20 protein-coding genes are annotated in these 18,729 nt (G+C 66.4%); 11 read left to right on the top strand and 9 right to left on the bottom strand.

The window, feature by feature from the left end; all coding sequences use genetic code 11:
* Positions 1-187: 187 nt before the first annotated feature.
* Positions 188-541: an LIC10280 family protein gene (gene lfb1 / locus AC4HIX_RS09215; RefSeq protein WP_490398769.1), complete on the top strand. Its 354-nt coding sequence runs from the start codon at positions 188-190 to the stop codon at positions 539-541.
* On the opposite strand, the gene AC4HIX_RS09210 is transcribed toward lfb1, so the two are convergent.
* The 6 genes from AC4HIX_RS09210 to AC4HIX_RS09185 are packed head-to-tail and all read right to left on the bottom strand — an operon-like array spanning position 531 to position 4,584.
* Entirely contained in the window at positions 531-803 is a 273-nt protein-coding gene (locus tag AC4HIX_RS09210) for a hypothetical protein (RefSeq protein ID WP_490398768.1), read from the bottom strand. The genes lfb1 and AC4HIX_RS09210 overlap by 11 nt on opposite strands.
* A complete protein-coding gene (gene plsY / locus AC4HIX_RS09205) occupies positions 800-1,405 on the bottom strand; it encodes a glycerol-3-phosphate 1-O-acyltransferase PlsY (RefSeq protein ID WP_490398767.1) in 606 nt (201 codons plus the stop codon). Before plsY ends, AC4HIX_RS09210 begins: the two co-directional genes overlap by 4 nt.
* Positions 1,405-2,715, bottom strand: coding sequence for a dihydroorotase (pyrC, locus tag AC4HIX_RS09200; RefSeq protein WP_490398766.1), 1,311 nt, complete (start codon positions 2,713-2,715; stop codon positions 1,405-1,407). Before pyrC ends, plsY begins: the two co-directional genes overlap by 1 nt.
* Complete coding sequence (locus AC4HIX_RS09195; protein ID WP_490398765.1) at positions 2,712-3,095, bottom strand: hypothetical protein; 384 nt, start codon at positions 3,093-3,095, stop codon at positions 2,712-2,714. Before AC4HIX_RS09195 ends, pyrC begins: the two co-directional genes overlap by 4 nt.
* Complete coding sequence (locus tag AC4HIX_RS09190) at positions 3,095-3,628, bottom strand: hypothetical protein (RefSeq protein WP_490398764.1); 534 nt, start codon at positions 3,626-3,628, stop codon at positions 3,095-3,097. Before AC4HIX_RS09190 ends, AC4HIX_RS09195 begins: the two co-directional genes overlap by 1 nt.
* A gap of 5 nt (positions 3,629-3,633) precedes the next feature.
* The gene (locus tag AC4HIX_RS09185; RefSeq protein ID WP_475050080.1) at positions 3,634-4,584 is read right to left on the bottom strand and encodes an aspartate carbamoyltransferase catalytic subunit; all 951 of its coding nucleotides are present in this window, start codon (positions 4,582-4,584) and stop codon (positions 3,634-3,636) included.
* Between the two features lie 185 nt (positions 4,585-4,769).
* Here AC4HIX_RS09185 and AC4HIX_RS09180 point away from each other — a divergent pair, with 185 nt between their 5' ends.
* The 5 genes from AC4HIX_RS09180 (at position 4,770) to AC4HIX_RS09160 (ending at position 11,763) form a co-directional block, all read left to right on the top strand.
* Positions 4,770-5,534 carry a uracil-DNA glycosylase gene (locus AC4HIX_RS09180; protein ID WP_490398763.1) on the top strand — a complete coding sequence of 255 codons (765 nt, stop codon included), beginning with the start codon at positions 4,770-4,772 and terminating at the stop codon, positions 5,532-5,534.
* A gap of 9 nt (positions 5,535-5,543) precedes the next feature.
* Entirely contained in the window at positions 5,544-6,143 is a 600-nt protein-coding gene (locus AC4HIX_RS09175) for a metallophosphoesterase family protein (protein ID WP_490398762.1), read from the top strand.
* A 92-nt stretch (positions 6,144-6,235) separates the two neighbouring features.
* A complete protein-coding gene (gene moaB, locus AC4HIX_RS09170) occupies positions 6,236-6,778 on the top strand; it encodes a molybdenum cofactor biosynthesis protein B (RefSeq protein ID WP_490398761.1) in 543 nt (180 codons plus the stop codon).
* Between the two features lie 129 nt (positions 6,779-6,907).
* Positions 6,908-8,362 (top strand): efflux RND transporter periplasmic adaptor subunit, encoded by a 1,455-nt coding sequence (locus AC4HIX_RS09165; protein WP_490398760.1) that lies wholly within the window; start codon positions 6,908-6,910, stop codon positions 8,360-8,362.
* A gap of 5 nt (positions 8,363-8,367) precedes the next feature.
* Positions 8,368-11,763, top strand: coding sequence for an efflux RND transporter permease subunit (locus tag AC4HIX_RS09160; protein WP_490398759.1), 3,396 nt, complete (start codon positions 8,368-8,370; stop codon positions 11,761-11,763).
* On the opposite strand, the gene AC4HIX_RS09155 is transcribed toward AC4HIX_RS09160, so the two are convergent.
* Together AC4HIX_RS09155 and AC4HIX_RS09150 are read right to left on the bottom strand one after the other, a co-directional pair.
* Positions 11,733-12,194 (bottom strand): NUDIX hydrolase, encoded by a 462-nt coding sequence (locus AC4HIX_RS09155; protein ID WP_490398758.1) that lies wholly within the window; start codon positions 12,192-12,194, stop codon positions 11,733-11,735. The two genes, AC4HIX_RS09160 and AC4HIX_RS09155, sit on opposite strands and share 31 nt — an antisense overlap.
* Entirely contained in the window at positions 12,191-13,012 is an 822-nt protein-coding gene (locus AC4HIX_RS09150) for a protein-disulfide reductase DsbD domain-containing protein (protein ID WP_490398757.1), read from the bottom strand. The genes AC4HIX_RS09155 and AC4HIX_RS09150 overlap by 4 nt, the downstream gene beginning before the upstream one ends.
* Positions 13,013-13,191: 179 nt before the next feature.
* On the opposite strand from AC4HIX_RS09150, the gene AC4HIX_RS09145 reads away from it, so the two are divergent.
* Positions 13,192-13,749 (top strand): YqgE/AlgH family protein, encoded by a 558-nt coding sequence (locus AC4HIX_RS09145; RefSeq protein ID WP_490398756.1) that lies wholly within the window; start codon positions 13,192-13,194, stop codon positions 13,747-13,749.
* Between the two features lie 317 nt (positions 13,750-14,066).
* Here the strand turns inward: AC4HIX_RS09145 and AC4HIX_RS09140 are convergent, their stop codons facing one another.
* Entirely contained in the window at positions 14,067-15,017 is a 951-nt protein-coding gene (locus tag AC4HIX_RS09140) for an L-threonylcarbamoyladenylate synthase (RefSeq protein ID WP_490398755.1), read from the bottom strand.
* 141 nt (positions 15,018-15,158) lie between these two features.
* On the opposite strand from AC4HIX_RS09140, the gene AC4HIX_RS09135 reads away from it, so the two are divergent.
* The 4 genes from AC4HIX_RS09135 to AC4HIX_RS09120 all read left to right on the top strand — a co-directional run bounded on the left by AC4HIX_RS09135 (position 15,159) and on the right by AC4HIX_RS09120 (position 18,709).
* Positions 15,159-16,862 carry an acyl-CoA dehydrogenase family protein gene (locus AC4HIX_RS09135; protein ID WP_490398754.1) on the top strand — a complete coding sequence of 568 codons (1,704 nt, stop codon included), beginning with the start codon at positions 15,159-15,161 and terminating at the stop codon, positions 16,860-16,862.
* A 4-nt stretch (positions 16,863-16,866) separates the two neighbouring features.
* Positions 16,867-17,913 (top strand): MBL fold metallo-hydrolase, encoded by a 1,047-nt coding sequence (locus tag AC4HIX_RS09130; RefSeq protein ID WP_490398753.1) that lies wholly within the window; start codon positions 16,867-16,869, stop codon positions 17,911-17,913.
* A 24-nt stretch (positions 17,914-17,937) separates the two neighbouring features.
* Positions 17,938-18,390, top strand: coding sequence for a DUF6173 family protein (locus AC4HIX_RS09125; RefSeq protein WP_490398752.1), 453 nt, complete (start codon positions 17,938-17,940; stop codon positions 18,388-18,390).
* Positions 18,391-18,574: 184 nt separating this feature from the next.
* On the top strand, positions 18,575-18,709 hold the full coding sequence (locus AC4HIX_RS09120; protein ID WP_475050107.1) for an aa3-type cytochrome c oxidase subunit IV: 135 nt from the start codon (positions 18,575-18,577) through the stop codon (positions 18,707-18,709).
* Positions 18,710-18,729 lie beyond the last annotated feature (20 nt).

The following is an 18,729-nucleotide window of genomic DNA, read 5'->3' as shown; positions in this document are numbered from 1 at the left end:
GCGTTTCACCATGTGTGCCGCGGTATGCTGCGGGTCACGGCACCGATGTGGAGAGCCATGCGATCACGTTCAAAACAACTCAATTTGACTGTGCGCCCGGCGGCAGCGGCCTGTGCATTCCTGCGCAGAACAGGTGACAGGCCGCAATGCGCCGGGCAGAGTTGGGACAGGCAAACTGGAGGTCAGCATGACACACCCATCCCCCACCCGCCGCGCATTGTTTTGCGGGCTGGCCGCGGTCTTGATAGCGGCGGCAATGCCGGTCAGTGCGCAAGACATCGGCGGCAGCTACCGCGCGGAGGGCCGCAACCCGGACGGCAGCAGTTACTCAGGCACCGTGCAGATCAGTGAGAACGGCGGGGCGATAGAGATGCAGTGGCAGATTGGCAGCCGAAGCTTTGCCGGCAGCGGCACCCGCAATGGCGACGTGGTTCTGGTGAATTGGGGCGACACCTATCCGGTGGTCTATGTGCGAATGCCCAGCGGCGAGCTGCACGGCACCTGGTCCAACGGCCGGGCGCTGGAGCGTCTCATCCCGTGACTTCCAGTGCGAGGACGAAGCGGATCACTTTCTCCGCGGGCATCTCGCAGGGCTTCAGCCGCGCGCCGGATGCCAGCCGGTAGAGGTTGAGGCTGATGTAATCGGTGCCGCCCAGCTCCCGCGCCACCAGCTTCTGTGCCTTGCCTGCTGCCAGATCCTGCCGGGTGACAGTGTATTTTCTCCCATCGGCAACACCGGTGAAGGCCCCGAGCGGCAGCGCGTCAAAAGCTGCAAGAAAGGCTTGCAGCTCTGCGGCGGTCACTTTTGCCCGATCCTGGGTTCGGTGCCTGCCCGCAGCCGGGCGATATTCGCCGAATGGCGGACAAGGACAATCGCCGCCAGCAGCACCGACAGGGCAATCACCGGCTGATAGCCCAGCACAAATGCCCACACCGGCGCCGTCAGAGCCGACACCAGTGCCCCCATCGAGGAAATCCGGCTGACCGCCGCCGCCGCCAGCCAGGTCAGGCAACTGGCGATGCCGACCGGCCAGGCCAGCGCCAGCAGCAGGCCCAGGAATGTGGCCACGCCCTTGCCGCCCTTGAAGCCCAGCCAGACCGGGAAGCAATGGCCAAGGAACGACATAAGGCCGGCCAATTGCGCTGCATCCTCGCCAGCCAGGGAGCGGGCCAGCAGCACCGCCGCTGCGCCCTTGCCGCCATCCAGAAGCAGCGTCAGTGCCGCGGCGGCCTTGCTGCCGGTTCTGAGCACGTTGGTAGTGCCGATATTGCCAGACCCGATCTGGCGCAGGTTGCCGAGCCCTAGCAACCGGGTCACAACCACCCCGAACGGCACGGAGCCAAGGCCGTAGCCGATCACTGCCCAGAGGATCAGAACAGCAGCAGAGCTTTCAATAACTGGCATCAGTCCCTCCGGTAGACGGGCTCACCGGCCACATAGGTGGCTTCGACGCGGCCTTGCATCCGCTGGCCGTCGTAAGGGGTGTTCTGCGACTTCGAGCGCAGTTTGAAGCGGTCCAATACAAAGGGCACATCCGGGTCGAACAGCACCAGATCCGCGGGCGCGCCCTCGGCAAGGCGGCCGCTGTCCAGACCAAGCCGCTTGGCCGGGTTCAGCGACATGGCGCGGAACAGGGCAGGGAGGTCCAGCAGTTCCGCATGGTACAGGCGCAGCGCCGCGGGCAGCAGCGTTTCCAGCGCCACCGCGCCGGCCGCGGCCTCCTCGAACGGCAGGCGCTTGCTTTCCTCATCCTGCGGCGTGTGCATGGAGGAGATGATATCGATCAGCCCCGAACGCACCGCCTCGACCACTGCCAGGCGGTCCTCCTCGGAGCGCAGTGGCGGCTTCACCTTGAAGAAGCTGCGGTAGCCTGCCACGTCCAGCTCATTGAGCGTCAGATGGTGCACCGAGGTGCCCGCGGTGATGTCCAGCCCGTTGTTCTTGGCGCGCTCCAGCGCGGGCAGCGCGCGGGCGGTGGTGATCTGGTCGGCATGGTATTTGGCGCCGGTCATCTCCAGCAGAGCAATGTCGCGGTCCAGCCCCATCCGCTCTGCCATCGGCGAGACGGAGGGCAGGCCATAAAGCGCTGCGAACTTGCCGCTGGTGGCGGCCGCGCCTTTGCTCAGGCCCGGCTCCTGCGGGTGGGCGATAACCAGGGCGCCGCAGGAGCGGGCATAGGTCAGCGCGCGCTGAAACACCTTGGTGTTCTGAACCACGTGGTCGCAATCGGAAAAAGCCACGGCGCCGGCATCCATCAGGAAGCCGATCTCGGTCATCTCGCGCCCCTCGCGCCCCTTGGTCAGCGCCGCCATCGGCAGCACGTTCACCGGCGTATCCGCCTGGGCACGGCGGGTGACGAATTCCAGTGTCTCCGGGCTGTCGATCGCCGGGGTGGTATCCGGGCGGGTCACGATGGTGGTGACGCCGCCAGCGGCTGCCGCAAGCCCCGCGGTCTTATAGCTTTCCTTGTGCCGCTCGCCCGGCTCGCAGACCTTGACACCAATGTCGACGATCCCCGGCGCCAGGCATTTGCCGCCGCAATCCACAAGGGTCACATCTTCCGGCCTGATGTTTTGCGCGCGAAGCAACTGGTCAGGATCGGTGACGTTCTTTTCAACCGCCGCGATCCGCCCGTTCAGGACCAGCACCATGCCCGGTGTGTCGCTGCCACCCTCCGGGTCGATCAGGCGGGCGTTGGTGAAGAGAGTGCTCATGCCTTGGCTCTTTCGATTGCGTTGAGGGTCGCGGCCGGGTCGGCCTGGTATTTGATCAGGTGCTTGCCGCCGTCCTTGGTGACCACCTGCACATAGCTGCCCATGGTTTTGACAGCTTCGATTTGCGTGACCGGAACCGAACGCCCCGCGGGGCCGGAGAGAGTCTCCCGGGTCAAGGTCCAGACCACAGCCAGTTCCTCGCTGGCCATGTACCAGCCGCGCAAGGCGATGGCCGCCAGGCCGCCGATGGCACCGGTCCAGATGTGCGGGCTGCCCATGATCCACAGCACCGCCATGGCGCCGCCCATGCCAAGCGCTGCCATCCAGGCGTGGGCGCGGACATAGGCGCCGCGGTCCGGTCTGAATTCTTGTGCCGCCATCAGGTCACGAGCACCCAGATCAGCAGTGCAATCAGCAGCATCACCACGGCAAACAGCCCCGCACCGATGCGGCGGGCCTGCGACCGCGCCGCGCGCGGCGGCAGTTTCGGGGCGGAATAGGGCTTGGCGCTTTCGGCGGTTTCGGGCGGCGCGCTCCAGTTGGTCCGGCGCTCGCCATAGGTGCCGGTCAGCTTGATCTGATCCGCCGGGGTCAGCCGCGTTTCCTTGCCCTCAAAAGCGCGCGAGCGGATCAACAGCACATGGCCTTCCTGCGCTTCCAGCATCGCGCGGTCTTCCTCCACCTGCGCCCGCGGCACGCCGCAGCCTTCGGTGAGGTAGCCTGTCAGGCCGATATCCTCCAGGTCGGAGACCGGGAAGACCTCCACCTGATCCATGTTGAGCGCCTCGATCCCCAGGACCTGCGCCAGCGCGCCGGGCTCCTTCAGGAAGGCTGCCTGCTCGGGCCGCATGTCGAGCGCAAACAGCCGGATCACACCGCGCTCGCCCGCCGGAATATGGATCACGCCATCCACGCCGTTCACCCAGCCTCAGCCAGGCGTTCGGCGCGCAGGTTGCGGGCCAGCAGGTCCATTGCCGCCATCCGAACCGCGACACCCATTTCCACCTGCTCCTGAATGACCGAGCGGTTGATGTCGTCGGCCAGCGTCCCGTCGATTTCCACCCCGCGGTTCATCGGGCCGGGGTGCATGACGATGGCGTCGGGTTTGGCTTGGCTGAGCTTATCCGCGTCCAGCCCGTAGCGGTGGTAATACTCGCGCTCCGACGGGATGAAACCGCCGTCCATGCGTTCCTTCTGCAGGCGCAGCATCATCACCACGTCCACATCCTTAAGCCCCTCGCGCATGTCGTCATAGATTTCGGCGCCGAATTCTGCGAACTGGGCCGGCACCAAGGTTGGCGGGCCAATGAGGCGGATGCGGTTTTCCATCTTGCCGAGCAGGATCAGGTTGGACCGCGCAACGCGGCTGTGGGCGATATCGCCGCAGATCGCGATGTTCAGCCGGTGCAGCCTGCCCTTGGAGCGGCGGATAGTGAGCGCATCCAGGAGCGCCTGGGTCGGGTGCTCATGCTTGCCGTCGCCCGCGTTCAGCACCGCGCAGTTCACCTTTTGCGCCAAGAGGTCCACCGCGCCGGAATGCGGGTGGCGCACCACCAGCAGATCCGGGTGCATCGCATTGAGCGTCATCGCGGTGTCGATCAGGGTCTCCCCCTTTTTGATCGAGGACGCCTGCATTGCCATGTTCATCACATCGGCGCCCAGCCGCTTGCCCGCCAGCTCGAACGAGGCCTGGGTGCGGGTGGAGTTCTCGAAGAACATGTTGATTTGCGTAAGCCCCGCCAGCACGTCGGAGTGCTTCTCGGGGCGGCGGTTCAGCGCCACATAATCGTCGGCCAGATCGAGGATCGCGGTGATCTCATGCGGCTTCAGCGGTTCGATGCCAAGCAAGTGGCGGTGTTCGAAGGACATATGGGCGGCTCCGCTTGATTTGCCGGTTCTTATAGGCGGGGCGGGCGGTTGCGGCAAGGCATTGCTGGCTAGGGGCGGGCCCCTCGCGCTCCCCGGAGTATTTTCCGAAAGATGAAAGGCTTGAATCTGCGGCATCGCGGCGGAGGGGTGTTCCGCTTGCCGGCTGGGCGGAGTAGCTTGGGCGCATGGAATCGGCATTGGATTACTGGAGCGCCCGGGCGCTGTTGGAGTGGCAGGCGGAGCTGGGCGCGACCGAAGCGCTGTGCGACGCGCCGGTCGACCGCTATGCGCTGGAACAGGCCGCGCCGAAGCCGAAGCCAGGGGCAGCCCCCGCGCCGCCGCCCAAGCCCAAGGAGGTGAACCCCGCAGAGGTGGCTCAGAAGGCCGCCAAGGGGGCAGCGTCGTTGCCCGCCCTGCACGATGCACTGGCAGCCTTCGATCATTGCAACCTGAAACGCGGGGCGCGCAACCTGGTCTTCTCGGACGGCCAGCCTGGCGCGCGGGTGATGATCATCGGCGAGGCGCCGGGCCGGGACGAGGATCTGCAGGGCAAGCCGTTTGTGGGCCGGGCCGGGCAGCTTTTGGACAAGATGCTGGAGTCGATAGGCCTCAGCCGTGCGGAAAGCGTTTATATCACCAATGTGCTGCCCTGGCGGCCGCCGCAGAACCGCGACCCGCTGCCGGCCGAGATTGCCATGCTGACGCCTTTCCTGGAGCGGCATGTGGCGCTGGCGGAACCGGAAATCCTGGTGCTGATGGGCAATATCAGCTGCCAGGCGGTGCTGGGAAAGCGCGGGATTACCCGGCTGCGCGGCAAATGGGACCAGGCCTGGAGCAAGCCGGTGATCCCGATGTTCCACCCAGCCTATCTGCTGCGCCAGCCGTCGCAGAAGCGGCTGGCCTGGGCGGACCTGCTGGAGCTGAAGGCGCGGCTGGGCAGCTTGTCCTGAGGAAATGCGATGAAAATCCTGGCGTTCTCCGACCTGCATCTCTCGGCCTCCCATGCGGCAGATATAGTGGCGGCCAGCGCCGGAGCGGATCTGGTGATCGGAGCGGGCGACTTCTGCAATTGCCGGCACGGTATGGACCGGGCAGTGGCGATGCTGGCCGGGCTGAAGGCGCCGATGGTGGCGGTGCCTGGCAACGGCGAAAGCGGCGATGAGCTGCGTGCCGCGGGTTTCCCGAATACCACGGTTCTGCATGGCGATGGTGTGGCGTTTGAAGGCCTGCGCCTGTTCGGGCTGGGGTACGGCGTGCCGGAAACGCCCTTTGGCAGCTGGTCCTGCGACCTGAGCGAGGTGCAGGCGGCGGCGATGCTGGCGGCCTGTGATCACGCGGATATCCTGATTTCCCATTCCCCGCCCAAGGGGCTGGGGGATGTGACCTCTGGCGGGCAGTCCGTTGGCTCCACCGCCGTCAGGGCCGCGGCGGAGCGTATCCGGCCGCGGCTCTTGCTCTGCGGCCATGTGCATGATTGCTGGGGCTTCCGCGGCACACTAGGTAGGACACAGGTGGCCAACCTGGGCCCCGCGGTTAGCTGGTTCGACGTGGAGCCTTGAGCGCTGATGCGGCCTGGCCCGTTTGCGCCCCGGCGGAAATATTTGCAGCGTTGGCCTTGCGGCTGGCGAGTACAGAGAGGACCTGACAGGCAATGTCCCGTATCGACGAAAACATGGAGTTCATCCCGGTCCGCATCGCGGTGCTGACGGTCTCGGATACCCGCAAGCTGGAGGACGACCGCTCCGGCCAGGTGCTGGTCGACCGGCTGGGTGAGGCGGGCCATGTGCTGGCCGCCCGCAAGATCATCCCCGATGAGCGGGCAGAGATTGCCGAGCAGCTGCGCGCCTGGGTGGCGGATCCGGAGGTGGATGTGGTGATCTCGACCGGCGGCACCGGCCTGACCGGGCGCGATGTGACCGTGGAGGCGCACCGCGACGTCTATGAGAAGGAGATCGAGGCCTTCGGCACCGTCTTTACTTGGGTCTCTATGCAGAAGATCGGCACCAGCGCGGTGCAGTCGCGCGCCACTGGCGGGGTCGCGGGCGGCACCTATCTGTTTGCGCTGCCCGGCAGTCCCGGCGCCTGCAAGGACGGCTGGGATGAAATTCTTTCAAAACAGTTCGATTACCGTCACCGGCCCTGCAATTTCGTGGAAATCATGCCCAGATTGGAGGAACATCTGCGCCGGAAGTGAGCGGCTGCGGCGTGTAACCTCGCAAACCCGTGCGGAAAATCATATATTTCCAACCGGGCACAAGGCATTTTGCGCTTTGGCAGGCCGCGCCCGCGGTCCCGGCAGCAGCCGCCACCGGAAGGGAGAAACATGCGCTTTTTGCGTCAGAGTGTGACAGGTGTATTCCTGGCGGCGGTCACGGCGGCACTGCTGCTTTATGCCGGGCAGCTGATTTTCAGTGCAATCGAGGCGCAGCTGAACGTGGAGAAGAAAGCTCCCCCGGCGCGGGAGCGGATTTTTGCGGTCAATGTGGTGACGGCGGAGCTGCAGACGGTGGCGCCGGAGCTGACCGCCTTTGGCCGGGTCGAGAGCCGCCGCACGCTGGAATTGCGCACGGCGGTCGGCGGCCGTGTGGTGCAACTCTCTGAGGATTTTGAGGAAGGCGGCACCGTGCGCGCAGGCGAGGTGCTGGTGCAGATCGACCCGGCGGATGCTCAGGCGGCGCTGGACCGGGCCGAGGCGGACATGATGGATGCCCGCGCCGAGGAGCGCGATGCTGGCCGGGCGCTGGTTCTGGCGCAGGATGAGCTGCAGGCCACCCAGGATCAGGCGCAGCTGCGCGAGCGCGCGTTTCAGCGGCAGGTGGATTTGGCCGACCGGGGTGTCGGCACCGCAGCGGCGGTGGAAACCGCGGAACTGGCGGCGGTGCAGGCGCGCCAGGCGGTGATCTCGCGCCGTCAGGCGGTGAGCCAGGCAGAGGCGCGGGCGGATCAGGCCGCCACCCGGGTGGCGCGCGCGCAGATTGCGCTGGACGAGGCGCAGCGGGATCTCGACGACACCACAATCAAGGCACGTTTCGACGGCACTCTGCAGGCGGTGAGCCTGGTGCAGGGGCGGCTGGTCTCTGCCAATGAAAAACTCGCGGATCTGGTCGATCCGGACCTGCTGGAAGTGGCCTTCAGGGTCTCGACTGCGCAATACGCCCGGCTGCTGGACACCGAAGGGCATTTGCTGCGGGCGCCTGTACGGGTGACCCTGGACGCCGACGGAGCGGGGCTGAGCGCCGCCGGGCAGATCTCCCGCGCCAGCGGTGCGGCGGGTGACGGGCAGACCGGACGGCTGGTTTATGCGCGTCTGGACACTGCTCCCGGGTTCGAGCCGGGCGATTTTGTGACCGTCAAGGTGACAGAGCCTGAGGTTGCCGCAGTGGCCCGGGTCCCCGCCTCGGCGCTGGGGGCCGATGGCTCGGTGCTGATCCTGGGCGAGGAAGACCGGCTGGAGACGCTCCCGGTTGAGCTGGTGCGCCGCCAGGGCGACGACGTGCTGATCCGCGGCGCCGGGCTGGAGGGCCGCGAGGTCGTCACCGGGCGGACACCGCTGTTGGGGGCCGGCATCAAGGTGCGGCCGCTGCGGCAGGGCGCTGAAGTGCAGGCGCTGCCGGAACTGATAGAGCTGAGCGACGAGCGCCGTGCCCGGCTGGTGGCCTTTGTCGAGGGCAGCAGCGCGATGCCGTCTGAGATGAAGGCCAAGATGCTGCAACAGCTGGCTGAGGCGCGGGTGCCGGCGCAGCTGGTCACGCGCATTGAATCCCGGATGGGAGGCTGAGGGCCATGGTCCGCAAGCTCCCCCGGCCGGCTCGCGGGCTGTTCAGCTACTTCACCCGCCACCGCACTGCGGCCAATCTGCTCTTGGTGATCATGCTGGTGCTGGGGGCCGCTGCGATGCCCAACATGCGGGCGCAGTTCTTTCCGGATGTGATCGTTGAGCGGGTTACCGTTTCCGTCGAATGGGAAGGTGCCGGGCCGGAGGACGTGGACAACGCCATCGTCCAGGTGCTGGAGCCGGTGCTGCTGGCGGTGGACGGGGTGGAAGAAACCTACTCTACATCGCGCGAGGGGCTGGCAACGCTGACGCTGGAGTTTGAGCCGGGCTCCGACATGGGACAGGCCGCCGATGACGTGCAAAGCGCCGTCGACGGGATTACTACCTTGCCGGAGGAAGCGGAGGAGCCGGAGGTGCGCCGCGGTGCCTGGCGCGACCGGGTGACCGACGTGGTGATCACCGGGCCGGTAGGGGCCGGGCAGCTGGGGCTGTTTGCCGATGAGCTGATCACCCGCCTGTTCGAGGCCGGTGTCACCCGCACCACCATCCGCGGGGTTGCGGCGCCGGAAACCATCGTCGAAGTGCCGACTGCCAAGCTGATCACCCATGACATCACCATGCGCGAGATTGCCGAGGCCATCGCGGCGGAGGTTGATGCGGATCCTGCAGGCGACGTGACCGGCGCCAATGCCCGGGTGCGCACCGGCAGCGAGAAGCGCCAGCCGGATGAGCTGGAAGCCATCGTGCTGCGGACCAACGCCGACGGGTCCGTTCTGACTATCGAGGATGTGGCGGCCGTGCGGGTCGAGGGGGTGGACCGCAACCGCTCTTATTTCGTGGGCGAGCATCCGGCAATGTCGATCCGGGTCGACCGCTCTGACCAGGGCAACGCCATCCGCCTGCAGCGCCAGGTGCAGGAGGTGGTCGCGGACATGCAGGCGAGTCTGCCGCAGGGGGTAACGGCCCAGCTGATCCGCACCCGCGCCGAACACATTACCGACCGTCTGAACCTGCTGGTCGATAATGGTTTGATGGGGCTCGCGCTGGTGCTGTGCCTTCTGTTCCTGTTCCTCAACACCCGCATTGCGTTCTGGGTGGCCGTCGGCATACCGGCGTCGATGTTTGCCGCGGTGGCGCTGATGTATGCCGCCGGGATCACGCTCAACATGGTCAGCCTGTTCGGACTGATCATCACCCTGGGCATCGTGGTGGATGATGCCATCGTGGTGGGCGAACACGCCGATTTCCGGGTGCGGCGGCTGGGGGAAAACCCGGTGCAGGCCGCCGAGAATGCCGCCCGGCGCATGGCGATGCCGGTCTTTGCCGCAACCCTCACCACCATCATTGCGTTCTTTGGGCTGACCCTCGTGGGCGGGCGGTTCGGCGAGCTGATCCGCGACATTCCGTTCACCGTGATCGCGGTGCTGGCGGCCTCGCTGGTGGAATGCTTCCTGATCCTGCCCAACCACCTGGCCCATGCGTTGACCCATGCGCAGGCGCGGCACTGGTACGACTGGCCGAACCGGATGGTGAACCGCGGCTTCCGCTGGCTGCGCGATCATGCGTTCCGCCCGCTGATGGGGCTGATCGTCACCGCGCGCTACGCAGTGCTGGCTGGCGCGCTGGCGATCCTCGCCAGCCAGGCAGCGCTGTTCATCAACGGCGACGTGCAATGGCGCTTTTTCAACGCGCCGGAGCGCGGCTCGGTCACCGGCAATTTCGCCATGGTGGAGGGCGCTACCCGCGCTGATACAATGGAGATGATGCGGGAGATGCAGCGCGCGACAGAGGCGCTGGGGGCGGAGTATGCCGAACGCTACGGGCGTAACCCGCTGGACTTCGTGATGGCCGAGACCGGCGGCAATGCGGGCCGCGGCCTGTCAGGGGTTGAGGGCAAGGACACGGATATGCTGGGCGGGATCTCGATCGAGCTGATCGACGCCGACCTGCGGCCCTATTCCAGTTTTGCCTTCGTGGCGGAGCTGCAGGAGAAGGTGGCGCGCCACCCGATGGTGGAGACGATCTCCTTCCGCAGCTGGCGGTCGGGCCCGGGCGGCGATGCGCTGGACGTGCAATTCGCAGGCGCCAGCGTGCAGACGCTCAAGGCCGCTGCCGAGGATTTGAAAACCGCGCTGCTGCGCTTTCCTGAGGTCTCGGCCGTCGAGGACAACCTGGCCTATGACAAGGAGGAGGTGATCCTGGACCTCACCCCGCATGGCCAGGCGCTGAACTTCACCATCGGCAGCCTGGGCCAGGCGCTCCGGGCGCGGCTCAACGGGATTGAAGCAGCCACCTATCCCGACGGGCCGCGCAGCGCGTCGATCCGGGTGGAGCTTCCGCAGAATGAACTGACCGCCGATTTCCTTGAGCGCACCCTGATGCGGGCGCCCAGCGGGATCTACGTGCCGCTGGCCGATATTGTCTCGGTCACCCAGCGCACCGGGTTTTCCACCGTCCGGCGCGAGAACGGCATCCGGGTGATCAGCGTGACCGGTGACATATCCGAAGACGACCCGGCCCGCGCCGAGGCGGTGATGCAAGCGCTGCAGGAGGAGATCCTGCCGGCTATCGCCAGCGAGCGGCAGGTGGAATGGCGCCTGTCGGGGCTGGCGGAGCAGGAACAGACGTTTTTGCAGGAGGCGGGCACGGGTCTGATCCTATGTCTCACCGGCATCTACCTGGTGCTGGCCTGGATTTTTGCCAGCTGGACCCGACCCTTGGTAGTCATGGCGATCATTCCCTTTGGCCTGGTTGGCACCATTTGGGGGCATTACATGTGGGAAGTGCCGCTCAGCATGTTCACGGTGGTTGGCCTGCTGGGAATGACCGGGATCATCATCAACGATTCCATCGTGCTGGTGACCACCATCGACCAATACGCCGAGGACCGCGGACTGGTGCCCTCAATCATCGACGCGGCGGCGGACCGGCTGCGGCCGGTGATGCTGACCACGATGACCACGGTGCTGGGGCTGGCGCCTCTGTTGTTCGAACGCGCGCAGCAGGCGCAATTCCTCAAGCCGACGGTGATCACCCTGGTCTATGGGCTTGGCTTCGGCATGTTCCTGGTGCTCTTGGTGGTGCCGGCCCTGGTGGCGATGCAGCGGGACCTGTCGCGGCCGATGACAGCGCTGCGCCGGGCCCTGCGGCGCGGGGCTGGGCGCCTGCGCTGGCTGGTGCTGGGGACAGCGCTGGCGCAACTGGCTTGGCTGGTGCTGACCCTGGGCTGGGCGATGGCCACGGGAGCACTGCATCCGCTGCTGCGGGCGGCGCCTGTGCTGGCGGCAATGGAGCCCGTGCGGGCCGGGCTGCTGGCCTGTGTGGCTGGAGCGCTGATGCTGGCGCTGTTCGCCTACCTGGCCGGGGGTGCCGCCTACCGGTTCAGCGCCCGCCAGCGGGCCTGAGCCAGCCGGGCGACTTCGCCCACCTGATCCAGCAGCTGCAGGCCGCGGCTTTCGATCTCTGCGATGGGAATCCATTCCGCCTGTTCGGCATCGTCATCCGGCAGCGGTTCGCCGTTGGTGTGCTCGCACAGGACAACGGTCAGCAGGTACTGGCGCTGCACCGCGCCCGGCTCGGCGCGGACAATCACATCCACATTGGTGAGATATTCAACCGGCTGGGCAGACACGCCGGTTTCTTCCATCAACTCGCGCGCGGCGGCCTGCAGGGCAGTCTCGCCCATCTCCACATGGCCGCCGGGAAATCCCCACCAGCCCGCGTTCGGCTCCTTGCCGCGCTGCACCAGGATCACGTGGTCCTGGCCGTCGAAATGGCGGCAAACCACGGCAATGGTGCCGACCACCGGGCGCTGCGGGCTGTCAGGAGGGCTCATCCGGCGCTGCAGCCCTGAATGTCGACTGCATGATTGCGGCCCAGAACGGTGATCCGCAGCTGCGAGCGGTCAATGGCATAGGCGCTGCCATCGGCGGGCAGGAACTCGGTCTCCGCCACCAGCAGCCCGCCCTCGCGGCGTGTGGTGGTCTCCCCGGCATAAAGGTTGGGCGAGCCTGGCTCGATCACCGCAACCTCCTCGCCGCCAGCCGGGGGCATCGAGATGCGGGCGGTGACTTTCATGCCGTACTCAGACGGGCGCAGGCTGCAGGCGGCGTGGCGCACGCCGGCTTCCTTGGCTGACCAGGGGCGGCTCGCGAGCGCTGCGGCAATCGCCGGGTTGCGGCCTGCATCGCCATCCAGCTGGTGGTCAAAACTCAGCTCGGCAGGCACGCAGACATCCTTGCAGACACCCAGCTGCATCCGCCCTTTGAGGCGCACCGGCTTGCCAGCGGTCTTGGGGGTGATCTCCACCGGCAGCACCAGCTGGTCATGATACCCGATGGTGCGGTAGCCGGAGGTCAGGAACACTTCCGGCGCGGGCCAGGTGATCGACAGCGCGCCCACGTTGCGCGCGCCGCGCCAGGAGAAGCTGGGCGGGATGCCGGCGTCGCCCGGCGCGCGCCAGTAGGTCTTCCAGCCAGGCTGCAGCTTGACCCGCAGCGCGCCCATATAGGTGCCGCGCGGCGTCATGCCGCCGTCCAGCACTTCGATCTCCACTATGTCGCCGTCCACGGCGCCGGAGAGGGCAGGGGTGCCTGCCGCCAGAGCCAGTAGAGACGCCGCGCAGGCAGCCGCTTTGGTCAGTATCTTACTCATGCACAAATAAATGCGCCCGGCAGCGCGGTTTGCCAAGTCACGATCCGGTCATAGGCTGCCCATCGCCCTGTGTTTGCGGCAAATTTGCCGGAGGCTTCACCGCCCGGCGCATTTGCGCCCCTTGCGTGCCGGGCGGCTGCGCGTCATGGTGGGGGGAGGCAGCAGAAAGACGGAAATTCATGGATCTGACTGGCAAGCTCTTGATTGCAATGCCTGGAATTGGCGACCCCCGGTTCGAGCACGCGGTGGTTTTCCTGTGCTCGCACGGCGAGGAGGGGGCGATGGGGCTTATCGTCAACAAGCCCGCCGACGGCGTGGCGCTGGGCGATCTGCTGGAGCAGCTGGACATGGGCGGCGAAGGCAGTGCCGCGGCCGCTTTGCCGGTGCGCTTTGGCGGCCCGGTGGAGACCCAGCGCGGCTTTGTGCTGCACACGCCGGATTACGAATCGGATGTGAGCTCGCTGAAGGTGCCGGGCGGCTTTTCGATGACCGCGACCCTGGACATCCTGGAGGACATCGCGGGCGGCCAGGGGCCAGAGGAGCTGCTGGTGCTGCTGGGCTATGCCGGCTGGGGGCCGGGGCAGCTGGAGTCGGAGATTGCGATGAACGGCTGGCTCACGGCGGAAGCAAGCCCCGAGCTGGTTTTTGGCCTCGCCGATGACAGCAAATGGGAAGCCGCGCTGAAAACGCTGGGCGTCGATCCTTTGACTTTGTCAGCCAGCGCGGGTCACGCCTGACCCCCGGCTGCGGGGGCGATGTTCTGCAGGGCAGGGGGAGCACTCCCGCCCTTTGTTCCTATCATCAAAGATGACCGGAAAAAGGTTGGGCCGGGCGCCGGGCGGGCGCACGGCGCGGAAGCTGGCGGCCCGGATTCTCAATTGCGGTTTCCATGCGCAGCCAAGCTTTGCAACCCATGATGCAGTTATTGGAAATGCCACTGGCCGCGCCGCGCTTGCGCGGCGCTTGGCCCAACGCTTTACGGCCCATCTGTGATGGGGCTCAAAGGGGCGGGAGCCACTGGATCGGTTCCAGGCCCGCCGCTCAATCCCGCCGTTCAATCACGAGGAGCGGCGGCGCGGCGGAGGCGGTCGTTGATGGCTTCGCCCAGCCCGTGCTCCGGAATTGGCGCCACGGCGATCGGCTTGCCTAGCGCGTCCAGCTGGTGGAGGTGGCCAAACAGATTGGCCGCCGCCTCAGCCAGGTCGCCGCGCTCCGACAGGTTCAGGTCGCAGGCGCCGGGGCCGAAGCCGAGATAGAGTTCTCCCACGGCCGGGGCGTCGGCGTTCAGCCGGACAGGCGCGCCCGGCGCATAGTGCGACAGCAGCTGGCCCGGTGCGGTCAGCGGGTCGTGCAAATCGCGCACCGCCAGCTTGTGGCCCAGCACCGCCTCGATCTCCTCCGCCGCCAATCCGCCGGGGCGCAGCAGCACCGGCTCTGGCCCCGCCAAGCCGACGATTGTCGACTCCAGCCCGACCCCGCAGGCGCCATCGTCCAGAATGGCGGCGATGCGCCCGTCCAGCCCGGCCTTCACATGCGCCGCAGTGGTCGGACTGATCTTGCCGGAAGGATTGGCAGAGGGCGCCGCAACCGGGCCGTCCAGGGCCCGCAGCAGCGCCTGGCCCGCAGGATGGGCGGGCACCCGCACGCCCAAGGTGTCCAGCCCGGCGGTGACCAGCGGCGAAATGCCGTGGCCCTCGCGCAGCGGCAGCACCAGTGTCAGCGGGCCGGGCCAGAAGGCCTCTGCCAGCGTCTCTGCCGTCTCGGTCCACTCCACATAGCGCTGCGCCGCCACCGCCGAGTGCACATGCGCTATCAGCGGGTTGAAGGAGGGCCGCCCCTTCGCCTCGTAGATCGCCGCCACCGCTTCGCCCTGGCGGGCATCGGCGCCAAGCCCATAGACGGTTTCGGTGGGGAAGGAGACCAGCTTGCCCTTCCGCAAAAGCTGCGCGGCACGGGCAATGCCCGCTTCCGTTGCGGCAAGAATTTCGGTGCTTTGCAGGGGCATTCCGGGTGACGCGGCGTTTTGGTTGATTGAAACAGGCGTCCGATTAGGTAATCGGTCAAGCCACTGACCATAATAGGCCCGTGCCGGGAAGCCAAGACTGCCCGCGCCAGGACGCCCCCGAAAGACCGCTAAAGGACGCCCATGACCTTCCGTGCCCCCGTTTCCGAGTACGAGTTTCTGCTGAACAATGTTGTCAGCTATGGAGATGTTTCCGCCACAGACCGCTTTGCCGAGGCCCCCTCGGATGTTGTAAGCGCCATCCTGAATGAGGCGGGCAAGATGTGCGATGAGGTGCTGGCCCCGCTGCAGCGCAACGGCGACCTGACGCCTGCCTATCTGGAGAACGGCGTGCTGCGGACCTCGCCCGGGTTTGCTGACGGGTTCAAAGCCATCTCCGAGGGCGGTTGGATCGGCATGAGCGCGCCGGAAGAACACGGCGGCATGGGGCTGCCGCTGACGGTTGCCACCGCGGTGAACGAGATGATGGCCGGCGCCTGCCTGTCGCTGCAGCTGGCGCCGCTGATGAGCCAGGGCCAGATCGAGGCGCTGGAGCATCACGCCTCGGACGCGATCAAGGAACTGTACCTGCCCAAACTGATCTCCGGCGAGTGGTCCGGCACCATGAACCTGACCGAGCCGCAGGCGGGCTCCGATGTGGGTGCGCTCAGCTCCAAGGCGGAGCCGAACGGCGATGGCACCTATGCCGTCACCGGCCAGAAGATCTATATCTCCTGGGGCGATAACGACTTCTGCGAAAACGTCTGCCACCTGGTGCTGGCACGGCTGCCGGACGGGGCGCCGGGCACCAAAGGGATCTCGCTGTTCCTGGTGCCGAAATACCTGCCGGACGCCGATGGCAACCCGGGTAAGGCCAATGACCTGAAGGTCGTCAGCCTGGAACACAAGATGGGCCTGCACGGCTCGCCCACCTGCGTGATGCAGTATGACGGCGCCACCGGCTGGCTGGTCGGCGCAGAGCACGGCGGCATGGCGGCAATGTTCACCATGATGAACAACGCGCGCCTCGGCGTCGGCGGCCAGGGCGTTGGCGCAGGTGAAGGCGCTTACCAGCACGCGCTGGCCTATGCGCTGGAGCGTAAACAGGGCCGCACTGCCAGCGGCACCATTGTGGATCACGCAGACGTGCGCCGGATGCTGATGGAGATGAAGGCGGATCTCTTTGCCTCCCGCGCGATCCTGCTGGCCTGTGCCCAAGCGATCGACATGCAGACCGCGACCGGCGAAAAGGACTGGGCCGCCCGCGCGGCCTTCCTGACCCCGATTGCCAAGGCTTTCGGCACCGACACCGGCATCCGGGTGTCCGAGACCGGGGTTCAGGTGCATGGCGGCATGGGCTTCATCGAGGAAACCGGCGCCGCACAGTATTACCGCGACGTGCGGGTGACGGCGATCTACGAAGGCACCAACGGCATCCAGTCAATGGATCTTGTGGCGCGCAAGATGATGGACGGCGGCGAAACCGCCTTTGCCCTCATCGACGAGATCGAGGAGCGCGCCGAGCGCGCCCGCGCAACCCATCCCAACATGGCTGAATCGGTCTGGCAGGCCTGTGAATCCCTGCGCGAGGCCACCGAATGGCTGGTGGCGCAAGAGGACATGCAGGACCGCTTTGCCGGCTCCGTGCCGTATCTGCGGGCCTTTGCGCGGGTGCTGGGCGGCCACTATCACCTGGCCGCGGCGATGGCGGATCAGGGCGGCCCGCGCGAGAAGCTGGCGCGGTTCTACATCACCCGGATGCTGCCGGAACATGCCTCGCTCCTAGCGCACGCCCAGGCCGGCGCTGCGGGCACCTTTGCCCTCAGCCTTGAAGAGCTGGCAGGCTGACGCCGTGACCGATATCCCTGACGTTTCGCCCCGCACCCCGTGGCAGGAGCCGCCCGCGCAGGGCGAAGCGATCGAGGTGGCCGAGGGCGTCCTTTGGATGCGCCAGCCGCTGCCGATGAAGCTGGACCACGTCAACATCTACGCGCTGGATGACGGCGACGGCTGGACCGTGATCGACACCGGCTTCAACACCCGCAAGAGCAGGGCGATCTGGGACAGCCTGATGGCCGGCCCCTTGCAGGGCAAGCCGGTGCGGCGCGTCGTCGGCACCCACCACCACCCCGATCACATCGGGTTGGCGGGCTGGTTCCAGAGCCAGCATGGCGCTGAGCTGGTCACCACCCGTACCGCCTGGCTGTTTGCCCGGATGCTGACGCTGGACGTGCAGGAGGTCTGGCCGGAAGAGACCCTGGCCTATTACCGCAGCGCGGGCATGGCACCGGAATTCTACGAGAAGCGGGTCAATGACCGGCCCTTCAACTTTGCCGACACGGTGCACCCGATGCCCTTGGGCTTCACCCGGATCAAGCAGGACGACGTGATCCGCATGGGCGGGCGCGACTGGGATGTGCATATCGGCAACGGCCACGCGCCCGAGCACGCAACCTTCTGGAGCCGCGATGACAATCTGGTGATCACTGGCGACCAGATCCTGTCGACCATCAGCCCCAACATCGGCGTCTACGCGACCGAACCGATGGCGGACCCGCTGGGCGAATGGCTGGAAGCCTGCGAGCGGCTGTCGGACCTGGCGCGCCCCGATCACCTGGCGCTGGGCGGCCACAAGCTGCCATTCACCCGCCTGCCGCTCCGGATGCAGCAGCTGATCGGCAACCACCACGGCGCGCTGGAGCGGCTGATGGACCACCTGTCGGAGCCGCGCACGGCCGCTGATTGCTTTGCGCCCCTGTTCAAGCGCACAATCGGCGAAGGCGAGTACGGGCTTGCACTGGTCGAAGCGGTGGCCCATGTAAATCATCTGTACCACACCGGTCAGGTGACGCGCTGGGAGCGCGAAGACGGTGCCTGGCTCTATCAGCGCAAGGGGTGATGCACCCCGGCAGAAGGGGGAAGCATGAACGACGAGATTTCAACCAGCGCCGAGGCAGCGGAAGCGGCGGTTCTGCCGTGTGTGCACGAAGTCCACTCCGACCCCGATGCCTGCACCGGGCTGACCGAAGTGCCGGAAAAGCTGCAAAAACCCGACGCCGCCAAAAGCCCCGCCCGCTGGGCCTATGAGCGCCTGATACTTTATATTCAGAACTTCGAGAAACAGCTGGATGCCGAACACGAGGTCGCGATGGGCTTTGCCGGCGGCAATGCCGGGGTGCTGCGGATCGAGGGCATGGGCTATTTCGATCCCGACATCATCACCTTCTACGGCAGCGAGGGCGGCGGCTCCCGGACCCAGCTGGTTCAGCACGTCAGCCAGCTGAACGTGATGCTGCGCGCAGTGCCCAAGGCGCGTCAGGAAGAGCCTGCCAACCGCATCGGCTTCCGCCTGGCGTCCGACCTGCAGCAGGACTGAGGCCAGCGCCCCAGGGCCGATTCGGCGCCGGGGCCGGACGCCGCGCCACGGCAGCCCCGGATTGCCGCTGCGGCAGCAGGTTTTGCACCTCATTTCTGTCAGATGCGCCCGATTGACGTGGTGACAGAGCGGTGCAAATCCAGTAATCACCGGAAAAATGCACGTGAATTGAGGGAAAACTCACATGGCTGAACATCAGCACGGCACCATGGACACCACCGTTCAGGAAAAGACCTATTCCGGCTTCCTGACCTTTGTGACCCGTTTCAGCATCGCGCTGGTCCTTTTTGCCATCTTCCTGGCAATCTTCGCCTCCTGATCTTCCGGCCGGAGACCATC

It is taken from the genome of Leisingera sp. (assembly GCF_982940295.1).
The sequence above is the reverse complement of the archived record's forward strand: the minus strand, read 5'-3'. Positions and strand labels throughout refer to the sequence as shown.

Excerpts from the sequence above, each read along its gene's own strand:
- lfb1 (WP_490398769.1), top strand. The coding sequence starts at position 188 with ATGACACACCCATCCCCCACCCGCCGCGCATTGTTTTGCGGGCTGGCC.
- plsY (WP_490398767.1), bottom strand. The coding sequence starts at position 1,405 with ATGCCAGTTATTGAAAGCTCTGCTGCTGTTCTGATCCTCTGGGCAGTG.
- pyrC (WP_490398766.1), bottom strand. The coding sequence starts at position 2,715 with ATGAGCACTCTCTTCACCAACGCCCGCCTGATCGACCCGGAGGGTGGC.
- AC4HIX_RS09195 (WP_490398765.1), bottom strand. The coding sequence starts at position 3,095 with ATGGCGGCACAAGAATTCAGACCGGACCGCGGCGCCTATGTCCGCGCC.
- AC4HIX_RS09185 (WP_475050080.1), bottom strand. The coding sequence starts at position 4,584 with ATGTCCTTCGAACACCGCCACTTGCTTGGCATCGAACCGCTGAAGCCG.
- AC4HIX_RS09180 (WP_490398763.1), top strand. The coding sequence starts at position 4,770 with ATGGAATCGGCATTGGATTACTGGAGCGCCCGGGCGCTGTTGGAGTGG.
- AC4HIX_RS09175 (WP_490398762.1), top strand. The coding sequence starts at position 5,544 with ATGAAAATCCTGGCGTTCTCCGACCTGCATCTCTCGGCCTCCCATGCG.
- moaB (WP_490398761.1), top strand. The coding sequence starts at position 6,236 with ATGTCCCGTATCGACGAAAACATGGAGTTCATCCCGGTCCGCATCGCG.
- AC4HIX_RS09165 (WP_490398760.1), top strand. The coding sequence starts at position 6,908 with ATGCGCTTTTTGCGTCAGAGTGTGACAGGTGTATTCCTGGCGGCGGTC.
- AC4HIX_RS09160 (WP_490398759.1), top strand. The coding sequence starts at position 8,368 with ATGGTCCGCAAGCTCCCCCGGCCGGCTCGCGGGCTGTTCAGCTACTTC.
- AC4HIX_RS09155 (WP_490398758.1), bottom strand. The coding sequence starts at position 12,194 with ATGAGCCCTCCTGACAGCCCGCAGCGCCCGGTGGTCGGCACCATTGCC.
- AC4HIX_RS09150 (WP_490398757.1), bottom strand. The coding sequence starts at position 13,012 with ATGAGTAAGATACTGACCAAAGCGGCTGCCTGCGCGGCGTCTCTACTG.
- AC4HIX_RS09145 (WP_490398756.1), top strand. The coding sequence starts at position 13,192 with ATGGATCTGACTGGCAAGCTCTTGATTGCAATGCCTGGAATTGGCGAC.
- AC4HIX_RS09140 (WP_490398755.1), bottom strand. The coding sequence starts at position 15,017 with ATGCCCCTGCAAAGCACCGAAATTCTTGCCGCAACGGAAGCGGGCATT.
- AC4HIX_RS09135 (WP_490398754.1), top strand. The coding sequence starts at position 15,159 with ATGACCTTCCGTGCCCCCGTTTCCGAGTACGAGTTTCTGCTGAACAAT.
- AC4HIX_RS09125 (WP_490398752.1), top strand. The coding sequence starts at position 17,938 with ATGAACGACGAGATTTCAACCAGCGCCGAGGCAGCGGAAGCGGCGGTT.
- AC4HIX_RS09120 (WP_475050107.1), top strand. The coding sequence starts at position 18,575 with ATGGCTGAACATCAGCACGGCACCATGGACACCACCGTTCAGGAAAAG.